This window comes from Kitasatospora sp. Root107 (assembly GCF_001424875.1).
In the GTDB taxonomy this organism is placed as follows: Bacteria; Actinomycetota; Actinomycetes; order Streptomycetales; family Streptomycetaceae; genus Kitasatospora.
Window position 1 is genome coordinate 67,452 of record NZ_LMCT01000014.1, and the last position, 15,590, is coordinate 83,041.

A 15,590-nucleotide genomic window follows, 5' to 3' on the forward strand; every position below is an offset into this window, starting at 1 on the left:
GGCGGGCCTACTGCCGTCGAGGCGCGAGCGGGACCCCACGGCCGGGCCGACCTGGTCCTAGCTGTGAGCTCGGTCGCCGGCGATCTGGTCGGGCTGGGCCTCGACCAGGCTGTCCCCAGCCGGCCGGGTCGCTCCTCATGGCCGCCAGGGTTTGCTCCGGGTCGTACACCCAGCCGCCGGGACGGTGCGATCCCCGGGCTGTCGGCCAGGCGACGGCGCACCGCAGCGACATGAGCCGCCAGCGCGGAGTCGGCCGCACGCTTGCGGGTCCACAGCACATCCAGGCGGGTCGGCGCGCCGGACTCGGCAGCCGCCGGCCTGAACATCCGCGCAGCGGAAGTGCCCAGCCCCGTCGGCCCGGCATTGAAGAGCAACACTCCTCGGCCCGCGGCCCGGGCCGGGTCCCGGGCGTGGACGCGCTCTGCCAACGGCTCGAGGACACCCAGGTCACACGCCACTCGATCCAGTGACCGGATCCCCGGCGCCTTCGGGAGACGATCCGAGAGGAACGAGCCGGGATCGCGCCCGTGAACATCGGCCAACCCAGCAGGATGCAGCAGCTCAAAGTGGTGTTTCATACGGCCGACCCTGCCGGAGAGAGCCCCGTCCGCAGGCGCTCCGGGCCGGCGAACCATCAGATCCGGCGAACTCTGTCGGCAACGGCTGACATCGGGCTCCGGATCACCTTCCGTGCCAGAGCCATCTCGGCCCGGGGGTGTCGGTGCTGCTCAGCGCGGCGCGAGCGGGGGTCGGCGAGCAGTCGAGGCCGAACTCCGAGCAGCTGAGAGAGCGAGGCAGGCGGCAGCGAGGGAGAGTCCTGCGAGCAGGAGGAGGAGCTGCGGGTGGCCGCCCAGGACGGGCACGAGGGCGGCGGCTGCCCAGGGGGCAAGGGCGCCGGCGGTGCTGGCGGGGGCAGCGAGGAGGCCGCTGAGGCGACCGTAGGAGGTGGTGCCCCAGCGGTCGGTGACGGCGGTGGCCTGGAGGAGGGTCAGATTGCCCCGGACGACTCCGGCAAGAATCGCGGCGGCGAACAGGAGCGGCGGCGGGCCCGGGGTGACGGCGAGAACCGCGGTGGTGAGGCCGCCTGCGGCGAAGAGGGCCGCGGTGCGGCGGGTGACGTCGGTACGGCGGGCAAGGGCGGCGTAGAGGGTTCGGCCGAAGGTCTGGCCGAGACCGCCGAGGCCGAGAGCCCAGGCCGCGGTGGTGACACTGACGCCGCGTGCGAGGAGGAGGGGAACCAGGGTGAAGACGACCCCGTACATCGCGAACGAGGACAGTGTGAAGGCCGCGGCGAGCAGGACGAACGGCCGACTACGGGCCGGCACCGCGGAGTTGACGGTGGTACCTGGCGGCGTTGCCTCGGGCCAGGGGTGGCGCAGCGTCAGGGCGTGCAGCGGGAGTGCGGTGGTCGCCAGGACGGCGGCGAGCACGAGGTAGGTGGTGCGCCAGCTCAGGTGGTCGGCGAGCTGGGCTGTGACGGGGGCGAAGACGGTGCTGGCCAGGCCGCCGGCCAGGGTGACAGTGGTGAGTGCTCGGACGTGGTCGGGCTGGTGCCAGCGCGTCAGGGCGGCGAAGGCCGGGTGGTAGAAGGAGGCGGACATCGCTGCGCCTGCCAAGAGCCAGGCCGCTGAGAAGATGGCGAGGTTCGGGGCGAGGGCGATGCCCACCAGGGCGGCGACGCCGAGGACGGAGCCGGTGGTCATCACGACGTGCGGGCCGTGCCGGTCGAGGACCCGTCCGATCGGTATACCCACGAGGGCGGAGACCAGCAGCGCGGCGGAGAAGGCTGCGGTGGTCCGAGCCGAGGACCAGCCGGTGGCGGCGGTGATGTGCGGCAGGAGGACGGGGAAGGCGTAGTAGAGGATGCCCCAGCCGATGATCTGGGTGGCGCACAGGGCAGGGAGTACGCCGCGGGGCCGCGACCGGTCCCCCGTTCCGGTCGCGGCCCCGCGGATCTGAGTGGCAGTCACCGGCCTGGTCAGCAGCCGCCGGAGGTGGAGCAGGACGAGTCGGAGCTGCCGCCGACGCCGAGGGTGATGAGCTGGGGTGCGGCGGGGGTCGAGCAGCACCCGGACTCGGCGGTGGACTGTGCGGCGGGCTCCTCGAAGAGGCCGGCGCCGCCGCAGACTCCGGTCTCGGGGAGGGTCAACTCGACGCGGGCGGCGGCCTCGTGGTCACCGGCGAGGTGGGCCGCGATCGAGCGGACCTGCTCGTAGCCGGTCATGGCGAGGAAGGTCGGGGCACGGCCGTAGGACTTCATGCCGACCAGGTGGACGCCCTGCTCCGGGTGGGAGAGTTCGGCGGCGCCGTGCGGGTAGACGGTGCCGCAGGAGTGCTGGTTGGGGTCGATCAGCGGGGCGAGGGCGACCGGGGCCTGGAGGCGCTCGTCGAGGCCGAGGCGCAGTTCGGAGAGGAAGGAGTGGTCGGGTCGCAGGCCGGTGAGGACGATGATCTCGTCCAGGCCCTCGGCTCGGTGCCCCTGGTCGGAGACCAGGGCGAGCTTGCCCTCGGACTCCTCGACGGTCGTGACGCGGAAGCCGGTGAGGGCGCTGGCGTGGCCGTTCTCGACGGCGGCCTTGGCGGCCTGGCCGAGTGCGCCGCGGGCGGGGAGCTGGTCGGCGCTGCCGCCGCCGAAGGTGGATCCGGTGATGCCGCGGCGGAGCACCCAGACGGCGTGGGTGCCGTTCGCCTGCTTCGCGAGGTTGGCGAGCGTGGCGAGGGCGGTGAAGGCGGAGGCGCCGGAGCCGACCACGGCGGTGCGCTTGCCGGCGTACCGGGCGCGGACAGCCGGGTCCTTGAGGTCGGGGACGCGGTAGGAGATGCGGGCCGCGTGGGTCTTCTCGCCGATGGCGGGCAGGCCGTCGGCACCCAGCGGGCTCGGGGTGGACCAGGTGCCGGAGGCGTCGATGACGGCGGAGGCGCTGATCCGCTCCTCGCGGCCGTCCGTGCCGGTGAGGTGGACGGTGAAGGGCTGTTCGGTCCGGCCCGCGTCGACGATGCGGTCACGGCCCGCCCGGGCGACACCGGTGACCGTGGTGTCGTAGCGGACCTTGTCGCCGAGGGTGTCCGCGAGGGGCTGGAGGTACTGCTCGGCCCAGTCGGCGCCGGTCGGGTAGGTGGCCGGGTCGGGCCGGGACCAGCCGGTCTGGGCGAGGAGCTTCTCGGCAGCGGGGTCGATGAGTTCGGCCCAGGTGGAGAACAGCCGAACATGCCCCCACTCGCGCACCGCACTGGCGGCGGAGGCGCCGGACTCGGCGACGATCACGCCGAGGCCGCGCTCGGTGAGGTGGGCGGCGGCGGCCAGGCCGACGGGGCCGGCGCCGATGACGAGGACGGGCAGGTCGGAGCCTTCGGACATGGCGGTGGTCCCCTTCGAGGCGAGCGGACACGAGCGGCGGTGGGCCGCCCGGCTGATTCGACAAACGTCGATGTGCTGACAGGTGCGACCTTGCCACTCGATTAGATGACTGTCAACATAGACACATGTCGAACCTTGAGCTGGTGGTCCTGGAACCCGAGACGGTGCCCTGCTGCGCACCGATCACCTCGGAGGAACTGTCTGCCGAGGACTCGGTGCGGATGGCGGCGATGTTCAAGGCGCTGGCCGATCCGGTACGGCTCCGGCTGTTCTCCAAGGTGGCCTCGCACGAGGGTGGGGAGGCGTGCGTGTGCGACATCCAGGACGTCGGGGTCTCGCAGCCGACCGTCTCGCACCACCTGAAGAAGCTCCGCGAAGCCGGGCTGCTGACGAGCGAACGCCGGGGCACCTGGGTCTACTACAAAGTGGCGCCGTCCGTGGTCGCGGGCATGTCCGCCCTGCTCGACCTGAACCGCTGACCGGCGAGGAGCATCGCGTGCCGCACTCCGCTGTCACCATCGGCCCGATGACGCCCAAGCACGCCGGCCAGGTCCTGACGATCTATCAGGCAGGCATCGACGAAGGCAACGCCACCTTCGAGACCGCCGCGCCCGACTGGGAGGCGTTCGACGCCGCTCGGCTGCCCGGCCATCGGCACGTCGCGCTCGGCCCTGGCGGCGAGGTGCTGGGCTGGGCCGCCGTCAGCGCGGTCTCCGCCCGGCCCGCGTACGCCGGTGTGGTCGAGCACTCGGTCTACGTCCACCCCGACGCGCGCGGGCGGGGCATCGCCGGCACGCTGCTGGACGCGCTCATCGCCTCCACCGAGGCGGCCGGGATCTGGACCATCCAGTCCGGGATCTTCCCCGAGAACACCGCCAGCCTCGCCCTGCACACCAAGGCCGGCTTCCGGGTGATCGGCACTCGCGAGCGCGTCGCCCGCCACCACGGCACCTGGCGCGATGTCCTGCTGGTCGAACGCCGCAGCCCGGTGGTCACCTGACAGGGACAGCGCGAACGAGCGGGTGTCAGCGCAACAGGCCGGTGATCTCCGTGACGGCCGCGCGGGCGGTGCGGCCGACGCCGACGAGGGTGGCGGAGGCGGGGCCGGTCCAGTCGCCGTAGCCGAGCAGGTGGATGCGTTCGTCCTCCACCGCGCGGGTGCCGAGGCCGAGCCGGCCGAGGGCGGTGAGGTCGGGGCGGAAGCCGGTGCACCAGATCACGGCGTCGCAGTCCCAGGTGGTGCCGTCGCTCCAGGCCGGGCCGGTGGAGGTGAGGCGGTCGAACATCGGATGCGCCGTCAGGCCGTCGGCCCGGGCGGCGCGGACGGCTGGGACGGTGACGATGTCGCCGAGCTCGGAGATCCGCGGGCCGTCACCTTGGACCCGGCGGGTGGCGAGGTCGAACAGGGCCCGGCCGTCGATGTCGTCAGGCAGGAAGCGGACCGGGCGCCGGGTGACCCAGCGGACGGTGGCGACGCCGTGCAGGTCGGCGGCGATCTGTGCGCCGGAGTTGCCGCCGCCGACCACCACCACGCGCTGACCCGCGAAGTTGGCCGCGTTGCGGTAGCCGTAGGTGTGGAGCTGACGGCCGGTGAACTCGCGGCGTCCCGGTACGGCGGGGACGAAGGGCCGCTCCCAGTTGCCGGTGGCCAGGATCAGGGCGTCGCTGTGCCAGGTGCCCTGGTCGGTGCGGGTGAGCAGGCCGGCCGTGGTCCGCTCGACGCTCTCGGCCCACACCGGGCGGTGCACGGGGAGTTCGTAGCGCTTCTCGTACTCGCTCAGGTACGCCACGACGTGGGCGGCGTCCGGGTACTCCTGGCCTGCCTGTTGGGGCATCGGGCGGCCGGGCAGTGAGGAGTACGCGGCCGGGGAGAACAGCCGCAGGGTGTCCCAGTAGTGCTGCCAGGCGCCGCCTGGTGCGGTGGCGGCGTCGAGGATCGCGAAGTCGAGTCCGGCGCGCCGGAGGTAGTAACCGGCGGCGAGTCCGGCCTGTCCGCCCCCGAGCACCAGCACCTGGGTGCGCCGGACCTCGCTCACTTCGTACCGGCCGTGCGGCGGCGGCGGTGGTCGAAGATCAGCGCGACCAGCGCGAGCCCCAGTACGCCGCCGACCAGTTGCACGCCGATGAAGCCGGGCACGGAGGCGGGGGCGATCCCGGCGAAGGTGTCGGTGAAGGCGCGGCCGATGGTGACGGCGGGGTTGGCGAAGGAGGTGGAGGAGGTGAACCAGTAGGCGGCACCGATGTAGGAGGCGACCGCGACCGGGGCGAAGCGCAGGTGGTCGGTCTTGGCGAGGCCGAAGATCAGCAGGACCAGGCCGGCGGTGGCGACGACCTCGCCGAGCAGCAGGTGCCCGGCGGAGCGGTCGTGCGTGGACCACTCCACGAGTGCCTGGCCGAACATGGCGTCCGCCAGGATCGCGCCGCCGATCGCGCCGACGGTCTGCGCGACGATGTAGGCGGCGACCTCACGCGGCGTCAGACCTTGGGGGGCCTTGCGGCCGTTCCACCACTCGGCCAGCGTGACGACCGGGTTGAAGTGCGCGCCGGAGACCGGGCCGAGCAGCAGGATCAGCACGCCGAGGCCGAAGACGGTGGCCAGCGAGTTGGCCAGCAGTTGCAGGCCGACGTCCTGGCTCAGCTCGGTGGCCTGGATGCCGGATCCGACCACGACGGCCACCAGGGCGGCGGTGCCGACCAGCTCGGCCGCCACCCGGTTCAGCAGGGGAATGGCGGGCGGCGCGGCTTCGGCGGTCTCGGGTCTGGCCTCGACTATGGCGCTCAACAGGTGCTCCTCGAACAGGGCGGGCAGGGGGTGGGTCAGCAGGAGCGTTTGAAGTTGGCCTCGGCGGTCAGCCGTGCGGCGGAGGCCAGCGCGGCGAACTCCGCCGACAGGGCCTCCACCGCCTCGGGGCGGAGCGAGTAGTACGTGAAACGCCCGCAGGGCTCGGTGTCCACGAGCCCCGCCTCGCGCAGGATCTTCAGGTGGTTCGACAGGTTGGTCTGCTTGGCGCCGGTCTCCTCCACCAGATGCGTCGTGCACAGCGCCTCTCTGGAGAGGAGCGCGATGATCTGCATCCGGAGCGGGTCGGCCAGGGCTTTCAACACATCACTGTCGACTGAGATCACCATGGACTGATACGTTAGCTTGCGTCGGGGAGAAACCCAAGCCCATGACCTCATCGAGGTCGTGCCACGCCGCGCCGCGCCCGTCAACCTCGGGCTTCGACGAAGGAACCATCATGACCACCGCTCCTGCCGCCTCCGTGCTGTTCGTCTGCATCCACAACGCGGGCCGCTCGCAGATGGCCGCGGGCTTCCTGCGTCACCTCGCCGGCGACCGGGTCGAGGTCCGCTCGGCCGGCTCGATTCCGGGCGACCAGATCAACCCCTCGGCAGTGGCCGCGATGGCCGAGCTCGGTATCGACATCTCCGACCAGAAGCCCAAGGTGCTCACCACCGAGGCCGTCCAGGCGTCGGACTACGTGATCACGATGGGCTGCGGGGATGCCTGCCCGTACTTCCCCGGCAAGAAGTACCTCGACTGGAAGCTGGAGGACCCGGCCGGCCAGGGCGTCGAGGCCGTCCGCCCGATCCGGGACGAGATCAAGGGTCTCATCGAGAACCTGATCGCCGAGATCGACGCCAAGTCCGTACAGGAGAGCTGACCGCACGAGAGCCAGTGACGTCCGCGAGGTCATCATCATCGGCTCCGGCTACCGCAAGCTCGGCCTCCCGAACGAGGGCAAGCTGTCCGGCCGCGGGGTGTCCTGGTGCGCGAACTGCGCGAGCAGGCCGCGTCCGGTCTGTTCGTCGCGATCGGCCACGACCCGCGCACCGAACTCATCACCGGCCAGCTGGAGTTGGACGCCGTCACGGTGGAGAAGCAGCCGCTGCGGACCGGGGTGCTGCTGGGCGCTGATGGTGGTTCTGGTGCCGCTCGTAACAACGCGGCGAACGCCTCCCCGAGCGTCGTCCCGATCTCCTCCGCCATGCGAGGATCCTGCGAGCCCAACTGCACTATCAGATCACCAAGTTACCAACCGTCAGCTCCCTCGGGGCGGCCCCGTCCGGATTCGTCGGCCATCGCGTCGGACGGCACTCCTAGACTCACGGGCCACGGAAGAGATCTTCGAGCTGGGCCGGATCACGTGCCCGTCCGGCGACCTGGTGATCGTCGATGGTGGCTACCTCGGCATGTGGAGCGGGGACGGGTCTCCCGCCGGGATCGATCCCGAGCGGTTGGGCATCCACGACCCGACCATTGCTGACGACGTCGTCCGCGCGGTGGACTTCGAGATAGTGGGACCCGACGCGGAGGCCGCCGCCAGGTCCTTGGACCGGCAGCCGGGGACAGCGCTGTACGACATTCCGGCGTCCGGAGTCACGGAGATGGCAGGGCACTTCGAGAAGCACTGCCGTGAACGCGGCCTCGATGCCCGGTTGGAAGCCTGCAACAGCCGGGTGGCTCACCGCGAGCGTGCCCGCCGCTGTGGCGCGGTGGGTGGCGGGAGCTTCCTGGCCTTCGGCGTTCCTGTCGTCGCGCTCGGTGGCCTGTCTCGCGATCGGGCCCTTCCCGTGTTGGCGACCCGCGTCGACGACGGATCGGGGTGGGCGGAGATGTGGGTCCGGGTCACCGACGGGCCGGTGGCGAAGTCGGTCCCGGTGGGAGATATCTGCGTGGACTGGGCGAGAGTGGCTTTTGGCGATGCCGACGCGCTCGGGGCCTGGGAACACACCAGGCCGATGGACGGTCTGGCCGATGTGGCCTTCTGGGGTCGCGAACAGGACGAGGTGGCCCGTGAGTTCGGTGCTCCTCGGCTCGGCACTGTCGGCGAGGAGAGCGCCTACGGCTGGACCGGCCTGGACATCACGGAAGCCGTGGAGAAGGCTGAGGCGTTGCAGTCCTGGAAGGACGCGCATCCCCGACTCGGCCTGGCGTTCGACCTTCGACCGCACTCCCACCACTGGCAGGCGATGCGTGAGGTGCGCGCCTCGGCCCTGGAGGCCGGGACCGTCGAGGTGGGAGGCGCCAAGGTGCTGTTCTCGATGACCAGTTGGGGCGACGGATGGTTCCCCGTCTTCGCCGATCTCGACGGGAGTGGCGGCCTTGTGGCGGTACGGCTCTCATTCACCGACGAAGACGCTGGCTGAGGCGGGTCCGCCGCGTACCCGAGGTGCGGGGCTGAGACGGCACGGGTGCGCGGCTGCCACCTGGGCCGTCAACTGCCCGCCCTCCTCGGTCGGTACGCCGGCCTCCGCCGCCGACGCCTGCTGTTGCTCTTCCAGGACTCTCCTCAGCGTCCCTGTGTTGCCGGACCGGTCTGCCCGGCCGCCGGCTCGCTGCTGCCCTCGGGGAACGCCCCCGTAGTGGCGAGCCGGGCCAGCGCGGACCGCATGAACGGGCTCGGCACCTGGAAGCCCTCCTCCTCGAGGATCGGGGCGGGTTCACCGGGCTGAGCGGCGGGTGCCCCGGCCACCGGCTCGGCGTCGGGGCGGCCCCGGCGTTCGGCCACCGAGCGGGACCGCTCCAGGAAAGCGTCCTCCGCAGCCGGAGCAGCGACCGCCGCGGTCGAACTCGCGGGATCCGTCGGAGCGTTGAGCGTGGTGGCCGTCTCCGGGCCGAGCATCGCCACGGTCAACTGGCTCATCAGATCGGTACCGGCCGGAGCCCCCGGGGCACTTGCCTGCTCCGTTCCGGCCACCACCGTCTGCGGCAGTTCGCCGCTCGGGGCCATCCCCGACTCCTCGACCCAGCGCCGCCGCATCCGCTGCCACTGCTGGTCCTGCGGCTGGTGGTTGACGGCCTGTCCGAGGATTCCGGCGTCCGACCGCACCGTCTCCTCCTCCTCGTCGTCCTCCGCACCGAACCGGGTGGGCCGGACGAACCGCGAGCCACCCGACTTGCCGGCACCGCCACCACCCGCCGCGCCCATACCCGGCATGCCGGGCACACCACCCGTGGCACCGCGCCCGGCGACACCGCCTGCCCCGGCGCCGCCGCTCGCGCCGGTACCGCGCCCGCCGCCTGCTCCCCCGGCCGTCACCGGGCTGCCCGCTCCACCACCGACCCCGCCGCCGACTCCGCCTGCGGAGCGGCCACCGCCCGGGCTGTAGCCGCCGAGGCCCGAGCCGCCGCCACCACCGGACCGCGCACCGATCCCGCCGGCCGAGCGGCCGCCGGGCGCGAACGCACTGCCGGTCTCCCGGCCTGCCGCGCCGCCCAGGCCCCCACCGGCACCTGCACCCCGCCCGGTCAACGTGCCACCCGGCAGACCGCCCGGACGCCCGGCCAGGCCACCGGTGTTACGGCCGCCCACGGCGCCGCCCGGAAGTCCGCCGAGCCCGCCACTGAACCCGCCGAGTGAACCGCCTGATTCGGCACCAACGGGCGTGAACGGCCGGAGCATCACACCGGACCGGGTGAGCCCGAGCTTCGTCTCCTCGGTGGTCTGGTGCCCCGCCAGCTGGAGCCCCGGCGCGACCGCACCCTGCGGCTTGAACGCAGGCACCCCGCCCGCACCCATCGAGGGGGCTCCGAAGGCCGCGGGCGCGGCGGCCGTCGGCATCCGGAACGGCTGCAGCGCCGCCATCGGCCGGGACGCCTGACCACCTGCCACCCCACCGGCCGCACCGCCGGTCCCCCCACCGGGCATCCCACCCAGTGCACCGCCGGGGGCGCCACCCAGCGCACCACCGGGCATCCCGCCGAACGCGCCACCGGCGAGGCCGGTCGGCATTCCACCGGACACACCACCCGGGACACCGCTCGGAAGTACGGCCCCGGAGGTGTCGCCCACCGGGCTGCCCTGGTAGCTCTGAAGGGTCATCGGCCCCGGCGCCGTGACGCCGGACACCGAGTCGAGGGTGGTCGCGGGTGGCGTCACCGGACCGCCGCCCGAGCCACTACCGCCGCCCTGCGCTCCGGGCAGGGCGGCGACCTCGGCGGCGGCGGTCATCTGCCGGAAGTGGCCCGCTCCCTGACGGAGCATCGTGTCCACGTTGCTGCCGACCTGGCCGACGTACGTGGTGTACGTCGTCGCCGCCTCCTTGATGCCCTCGGACTTGGCGATGTCGTCGTTCTTGCCCGCCGGGTTGTCCTCGATGTACTCCTTTGTGTACTGGAGTTCGCGGATCATCTCGGTCTTGGTCTGCGTCACAGCCTCGATCGAACCGCGCAGCGCCTGCGCGATGGCCACCGCCGCCGACACCGTGGTGGCGGCGTGCGAACCGTCACCACCGGAGAACTTCTCCAGGTAGCGCGCGAAGCTGTCGGCGGCATCGCCCTCCATGTTCTCCATGGCGAGCCGGGCGTTGGCGACGATGGCGTTGATCCGCGGTTCCGCCACGGAGTTCCACCGCTCCCAGGCGGTGGCCAGCTCGGCGAGCAGGTCCTCGTTGCTGTCGGGGAAGGTGATGCTCTTCCCGTTCTCGTTGCTCTGGATGACCTTGAGCACTTCGGCCAGGTCGGGGGGCAGCTGGATCACGGCGTCCGCCTTTCTGCGGGAGTCGGTGGGGCAGGGTCAGGTGTGCACCTGTTGGTCTTGCCTAGGCGCTCGGCGGCGCCTCCGGGTCCTGCCAGAAGTTGTAGTCAAGGGTCGGCGCGGTCGTCGTGCCCTCGAAGGAGTCCGCGGCCGGCGGGGGCGGTGTGGCCGCGTCCGGGAGGGCCGGGGCGATCACCACCACCGGCCCCTCGGACCGGTTCTGCGCGGTCGGCAACGGCGCGTCGACGCCCTCGATGGTCTGGAGCGCGGTCATGTTCTCCTCGTCGACGGCCCGGTAGCTCTGGACCATCTGCCGCAGGTTGGCGGCCACCTGGGTGCTGTTGGCGATGAACTGCTTGATGCCGTCCAGTACTTGCTTCTGGTGCTCCCCGAGCCCGCCGACCGAGGCGGTGGCGCCGGTCATCGACTTGCCCAGCGTGTCGGTCCCGTAGACCGTCGGCTGGATCCCCTCGACCACCGACACCAGGTCGGCGGTGGGCCGCTCAAGGTCGTCGAGCATGTTCTCGATCATCTTCGCCGCCGCCTCGACCTGGTCGAGATCGACCCGGAACGACTTCCCTCCGGCCACTTCCACCCCTTGTGCACATCCGTCACCGCGAGCCGCCCTGACCCCCGGCACCTACCACACCCTGACCAGACGTCAGAGCGTCACCGCACCGCCGGGTCCCACCACGTGCAGACCGGTCGCGGTGAACGCGATGGCCAGCGGCGTCCGGTCCAACGGCGCCTCGTTCAGCAGCGTGCCGCTGCCCAGGTGCCAGAGCCGGACGGTGTCCGTCTCGTCCCCGGCCGCGACCAGCGCCTCGCCGTCCATCTCCTGGCAGACCAGGGTGCGCACCCCGGCCGCGCCACCGGCGAGTTCGGTAACCGACCGCCCGTCCGACACATCCCAGGCCCGGACCGTGCCATCGGCCGCGCCGGCCAGCACCACCGGCCGGCCACCGAAGATCCCGAAGGCCAGCGCCGCCGCCGGAGCCGCCAGCCCCGACACCACCGGGCCGGGCGCGCCGCTGACGGCATCCCAGATCCGCACCGTCCGATCCCCACCCGCCGTGGCAATCAGACGCCGCAACTCCACCGACCCCAACGCCAGCGCCGTGACACCCTGCTGATGAGCGGCCAGCCGCAGCTGTACGGCGCCGTCCAGCGCGCCCCGTACCCGGACCGCACCATCCGCGCCACCGGAGACCAGGGTGGTGTCCCCCAAAGCCAGGCAGGTCACGGGGCCGGTGTGCGGGGTCGGCACCGAGAGCGGCGTACCGTCCGCCGCCCGGTGGCAGCGCACCGCGCCGGTGACGGTCCCGCAGACCAGCAACTCCCCCGCCAGCGCCACCGAGGTGGCCGCCCCGCCGTCGGCGGCCAGCCGGTACCGCTCGGCCCCGTCCGCCCAGAGCCGGACCGTACCGTCGCCGTACCCGGCGGCCAGGACCGGCGCCCCGTCCAGCACGCCGGTGGCCAGCGTGTTCACCGGACGCGGCCCGGTGGCCGCCTCGGTCGGCTCCCAACTGGCCAGCTGGGTACCGGATTCCGGCTCCCACAGCCGGATCCTTCCCCGTTCGTCCCCGACCGCCAGGGCCGGGCCGCCTGTCTGCGGGACGACGGCCAGCGCGGTCAGCCAGGCCCCGCCGGTGGCCCAGCCGTTGATGCCGGTGCCCCGGTAGACATCCCAGGTGCGGACGGTGCCGTCCAGCGCACAGGAGGCCAGCACCGGCTCGCCCGCCAACTCGGCGAAGGCCAGACCGGTGACAGTGGCCGAGTGGCCGAGCAGCACGGCCAGCAACTGACCGGTCGCCAGATCCCAGAGCCGGATCTCCCGGTCCACTCCGGCCGAGGCCAGCACCGCCTGGTCGCCCAGCGAGAGCACCGCCAAGGTGGTGACCCGGTCCGAGTGGCCCACCAGCAGGTGCAGTTGGGTACCGGCCGCCGCGTCCCAGACCCGGATCACACCGTCGCCGCCGGCGGCGGCCACCAGGTCGAGACCGGCGCAGTGCGCGTACGCCAGCGCGGCCGCGCCCCGGCCGTTCACCGCCAGCAGCCCGAGGCCCTTGCCGTCCTCGGCCCGCCAGGCCCGCACCTCGCCCTCGCGACCGCCGGAGAACGCCAGCGGGACACCCTTGACCACTCCGGCGGCCACCACCTGGGCGCCTTCGCCGCCGGAAGTCCCGTGCAGCAGCGCACCGGTGACGGCGTCCCAGATCTGGACCGCACCGTCCTCCGCCCCGACCGCGAACAGGTCCCGGCCGTCCACCGTGCCCAGCGCCACGGCGGTGGGCAGCAGACCGGAGTCCTCGTCGGAGCCGCCGAGCGAGGCGCCGTCCGCCGCCAGCTCGGCCAGGCCGAAGCCGTGGCCGACCTCGGCCAGCGCGTACGCCGGCCGGCCGCCGACCGTGCCGATCGCCGCCGCCGGGCCCGCCTCGGCCGGATCCACCGCCGCCAACTGCACCAGAACGGTCGGCAGTTGCGCGGGCAACTGCGGCTGGAGCAGCTGGCCGGCCAGTGCCTCCAACAGCCGGGCCACCCCGGGCACCGGGGTCTCGGTCCCGTCCACCCACTCGGCGTCCCCCGCCACCAGCCGGCGCGCCTCGGCGGCGCCACCGCCCGCGCCCGGCGCGGCGGCCCGCAGCCCGTTCAGCACCCGGGCGGGCACCGCCGGATCGACCGTCGCGGTCCGCACCAGGACGCCACCCGCCGTCCGGTGCTCGACCCGCACCGCTCCGGCCTGATCGAGCGCCAGCTCAAGCCTGCCGCTCGGTAGTTGCTCCCCGCCCACGGAGAACACCAACAACCCTGACATCCCAACCCCCAGCCTGGAAACACACGTCGCACACGTGAAAAAAATCAGCAGAGATCCTCGGGCACCAAGGTCGCGTACACGGCGTCGTGCAGCTCCTGGGTGCGCGAACTACGGAACAGCGCGGGCCGAAACCCCGCCCGGCGGAATCCGATCGACGCACCGACCACCTGCACCGGCATGTTCTCGGCGGCGGCGTACGCGTCGATCCGGCGCAGGCCCAGCTCCTCGAAGCCGAACCGGCAGACCAGCCGCAGTGCGGAGGCGGCCGTCCGCATCTTCCGGAACTCCGGCAGCAGCCAGACCGCGACCTCGGCGGCGCCCTCCTCCGGCCGCTGGTCCACCAACTCGGCCCACCCGATCGCGGGCCCGTCCGGTGGGGCCACCGCGAAGTACGCGGCCCGGTCCGCCTGCCAGAGTCTCGGGGCCACCTCGGTTATCCAGCGCGTGGCGGAGTCACGGTCCGGGTGCGGCAGCACGCCTTGCATGAACTCTCGTACCAGCGGATCCCTCGACCCCGCCAGCAACGTGTCCGCGTCCCGCTCCTCCGGCCGGCGGAGCAGCAGTTCGCCGTCCCGCAGTTCGGAGAGCGCTTCCAACGAGCTCCAGGGAACGCCCACGGCGAGCTCCTCCCCTTGAGTCGTCATGCCATCACCTGGGCCGGTGGTGCATCCTGCGCGCGGACAGATGGGTGTGATCCGGCAATGACTACAGCACTCCGCGCACGGCGGGCACCACCCCGGAAGGTTACGGATATCCGACGGGCGATTGAACGCCCGGACTTCGGCCGCCGACAACACCGAATCCCCGAATCCCTGTCCACCGCCGCAACTCATCCCGACCGGGACTCAAAACCGGCCGCTGGGGTTCTTCATCAACCAGTGGCCTCCAGTTGGCCACGTGGTGGCCATATTGCCGGGGTAATCTCCCTCGCTGGATGCGTACGAAGGAGACGGTGGGAGAGTGGTGAACTTCCAACTGCTCGGCGCGAGTTCGGCGGACGGTGCGGACCGGGAACTGCGGCTCGGACCGGAGAATCGGCGCAGTCCGCACTCGTGCTGCCGCGCCGCAACCGCGCCGTCTCGGTCCGCCGGCTGCGGCAGGGTTCTCCGGCTCCCCTGAGACCGGGCGGCGACGGACCTCCGGCCCTCCGCCTCTGATCCTTCTCCGAGCACCACTGGCCCCAGCCTCCGCACCCCGCACACTTGATGAGGGATCGTCATGGACGAACAGTCGCAGGTCCGACCGGCCGAACAGGTGGGGGCACCCCTGCGACGAGCCGTCATGGAGCCGCAGGCTGCGCCGCTCCGGGACGACGGGGACGAGGTGATCCCGGCGGAGCGGTCGTCGGAGCGGCTGATGCCCCGACAGGTCGTCTCCAGGCAGGCTCAGTCGGTCAGTTCGTCGAGTGGCGGTGCGGGGGCGGGGTTCGTCGCGATCCCCGAGCAGTACCGGGCGGCTGCCGGGCCGGTGTTGGGCGTGGCCGACGATCTCAAGGAGCTGTACACCAGCGGCATGCACGGCAACTCGCCCTGGGGAAACGACGACGACGGCAAGAAGTACGCCGACGGCGAGGACGGCGAGCCGGGCTACCTCGGCAACTCGAAGGACATTCTCGAGGGCCTGAAGCTGCTCCCCGAGATCGTCGAGGTCATCGGCAAACGGCTCAAGGGCATGGCCGACAGCTACGAGAGCTCCGAGCAGTTCGGCCTCGACACGATGGGGAAGCCCGAACTCCCACTTCCCGGAACAGGTCAGCCGGACCTGGTGCTGCGGGACATCGCCAACGGCAAGCTCGACGGAAGGCACTGAACCCACCATGGCTGTCGAACTCCCCGAGCCCCTCCAGTGGGTCCTGCTCCTGCTCGCCGGTTCCCGTTGGCCCGAGGGCCAGGAAGACCTGATGCGGGACATGGGCCGTCGTTGGCGGGCCACTGCC

Annotated in this window: 14 protein-coding genes; 5 read left to right on the forward strand and 9 right to left on the reverse strand. The window is 72.2% G+C overall.

Annotated features, from left to right (window positions below; all coding sequences use genetic code 11):
• Positions 1-728 precede the first annotated feature (728 nt).
• Complete coding sequence (locus tag ASC99_RS15755; protein ID WP_057232607.1) at positions 729-1,970, reverse strand: MFS transporter; 1,242 nt, start codon at positions 1,968-1,970, stop codon at positions 729-731.
• Between the two features lie 8 nt (positions 1,971-1,978).
• On the reverse strand, positions 1,979-3,358 hold the full coding sequence (locus tag ASC99_RS15760) for an NAD(P)-binding domain-containing protein (RefSeq protein WP_057232499.1): 1,380 nt from the start codon (positions 3,356-3,358) through the stop codon (positions 1,979-1,981).
• Positions 3,359-3,483: 125 nt separating this feature from the next.
• On the opposite strand from ASC99_RS15760, the gene ASC99_RS15765 reads away from it, so the two are divergent.
• Together ASC99_RS15765 and ASC99_RS15770 are read left to right on the forward strand one after the other, a co-directional pair.
• Entirely contained in the window at positions 3,484-3,837 is a 354-nt protein-coding gene (locus tag ASC99_RS15765; protein WP_057232501.1) for a metalloregulator ArsR/SmtB family transcription factor, read from the forward strand.
• A gap of 47 nt (positions 3,838-3,884) precedes the next feature.
• Positions 3,885-4,358, forward strand: coding sequence for a GNAT family N-acetyltransferase (locus ASC99_RS15770; protein WP_057232609.1), 474 nt, complete (start codon positions 3,885-3,887; stop codon positions 4,356-4,358).
• Positions 4,359-4,383: 25 nt separating this feature from the next.
• On the opposite strand, the gene ASC99_RS15775 is transcribed toward ASC99_RS15770, so the two are convergent.
• The 3 genes from ASC99_RS15775 to ASC99_RS15785 are packed head-to-tail and all read right to left on the reverse strand — an operon-like array spanning position 4,384 to position 6,487.
• Positions 4,384-5,394, reverse strand: coding sequence for an ArsO family NAD(P)H-dependent flavin-containing monooxygenase (locus ASC99_RS15775; protein WP_057232503.1), 1,011 nt, complete (start codon positions 5,392-5,394; stop codon positions 4,384-4,386).
• Positions 5,391-6,143, reverse strand: a complete 753-nt coding sequence (locus ASC99_RS15780) for an aquaporin (RefSeq protein ID WP_369824245.1) — start codon at positions 6,141-6,143, stop codon at positions 5,391-5,393. The genes ASC99_RS15775 and ASC99_RS15780 overlap by 4 nt, the downstream gene beginning before the upstream one ends.
• A gap of 32 nt (positions 6,144-6,175) precedes the next feature.
• Positions 6,176-6,487: a helix-turn-helix transcriptional regulator gene (locus ASC99_RS15785; protein WP_057232615.1), complete on the reverse strand. Its 312-nt coding sequence runs from the start codon at positions 6,485-6,487 to the stop codon at positions 6,176-6,178.
• Positions 6,488-6,597: 110 nt separating this feature from the next.
• Here ASC99_RS15785 and ASC99_RS15790 point away from each other — a divergent pair, with 110 nt between their 5' ends.
• Together ASC99_RS15790 and ASC99_RS15795 are read left to right on the forward strand one after the other, a co-directional pair.
• A complete protein-coding gene (locus ASC99_RS15790; RefSeq protein WP_057232505.1) occupies positions 6,598-7,023 on the forward strand; it encodes an arsenate reductase ArsC in 426 nt (141 codons plus the stop codon).
• Positions 7,024-7,525: 502 nt separating this feature from the next.
• Positions 7,526-8,509, forward strand: a complete 984-nt coding sequence (locus ASC99_RS15795; protein WP_200948336.1) for a hypothetical protein — start codon at positions 7,526-7,528, stop codon at positions 8,507-8,509.
• A 143-nt stretch (positions 8,510-8,652) separates the two neighbouring features.
• On the opposite strand, the gene ASC99_RS15800 is transcribed toward ASC99_RS15795, so the two are convergent.
• From ASC99_RS15800 to ASC99_RS15815, 4 genes are all read right to left on the reverse strand, one after another.
• Positions 8,653-10,842, reverse strand: coding sequence for a hypothetical protein (locus ASC99_RS15800; protein WP_057232507.1), 2,190 nt, complete (start codon positions 10,840-10,842; stop codon positions 8,653-8,655).
• Between the two features lie 61 nt (positions 10,843-10,903).
• The gene (locus ASC99_RS15805) at positions 10,904-11,428 is read right to left on the reverse strand and encodes a hypothetical protein (RefSeq protein ID WP_157531562.1); all 525 of its coding nucleotides are present in this window, start codon (positions 11,426-11,428) and stop codon (positions 10,904-10,906) included.
• A 72-nt stretch (positions 11,429-11,500) separates the two neighbouring features.
• Positions 11,501-13,639, reverse strand: a complete 2,139-nt coding sequence (locus ASC99_RS15810; protein WP_304440497.1) for a WD40 repeat domain-containing protein — start codon at positions 13,637-13,639, stop codon at positions 11,501-11,503.
• Between the two features lie 59 nt (positions 13,640-13,698).
• A complete protein-coding gene (locus ASC99_RS15815; RefSeq protein ID WP_162257882.1) occupies positions 13,699-14,298 on the reverse strand; it encodes a GNAT family N-acetyltransferase in 600 nt (199 codons plus the stop codon).
• A 574-nt stretch (positions 14,299-14,872) separates the two neighbouring features.
• On the opposite strand from ASC99_RS15815, the gene ASC99_RS15820 reads away from it, so the two are divergent.
• Complete coding sequence (locus ASC99_RS15820) at positions 14,873-15,463, forward strand: hypothetical protein (RefSeq protein WP_057232514.1); 591 nt, start codon at positions 14,873-14,875, stop codon at positions 15,461-15,463.
• Positions 15,464-15,590 lie beyond the last annotated feature (127 nt).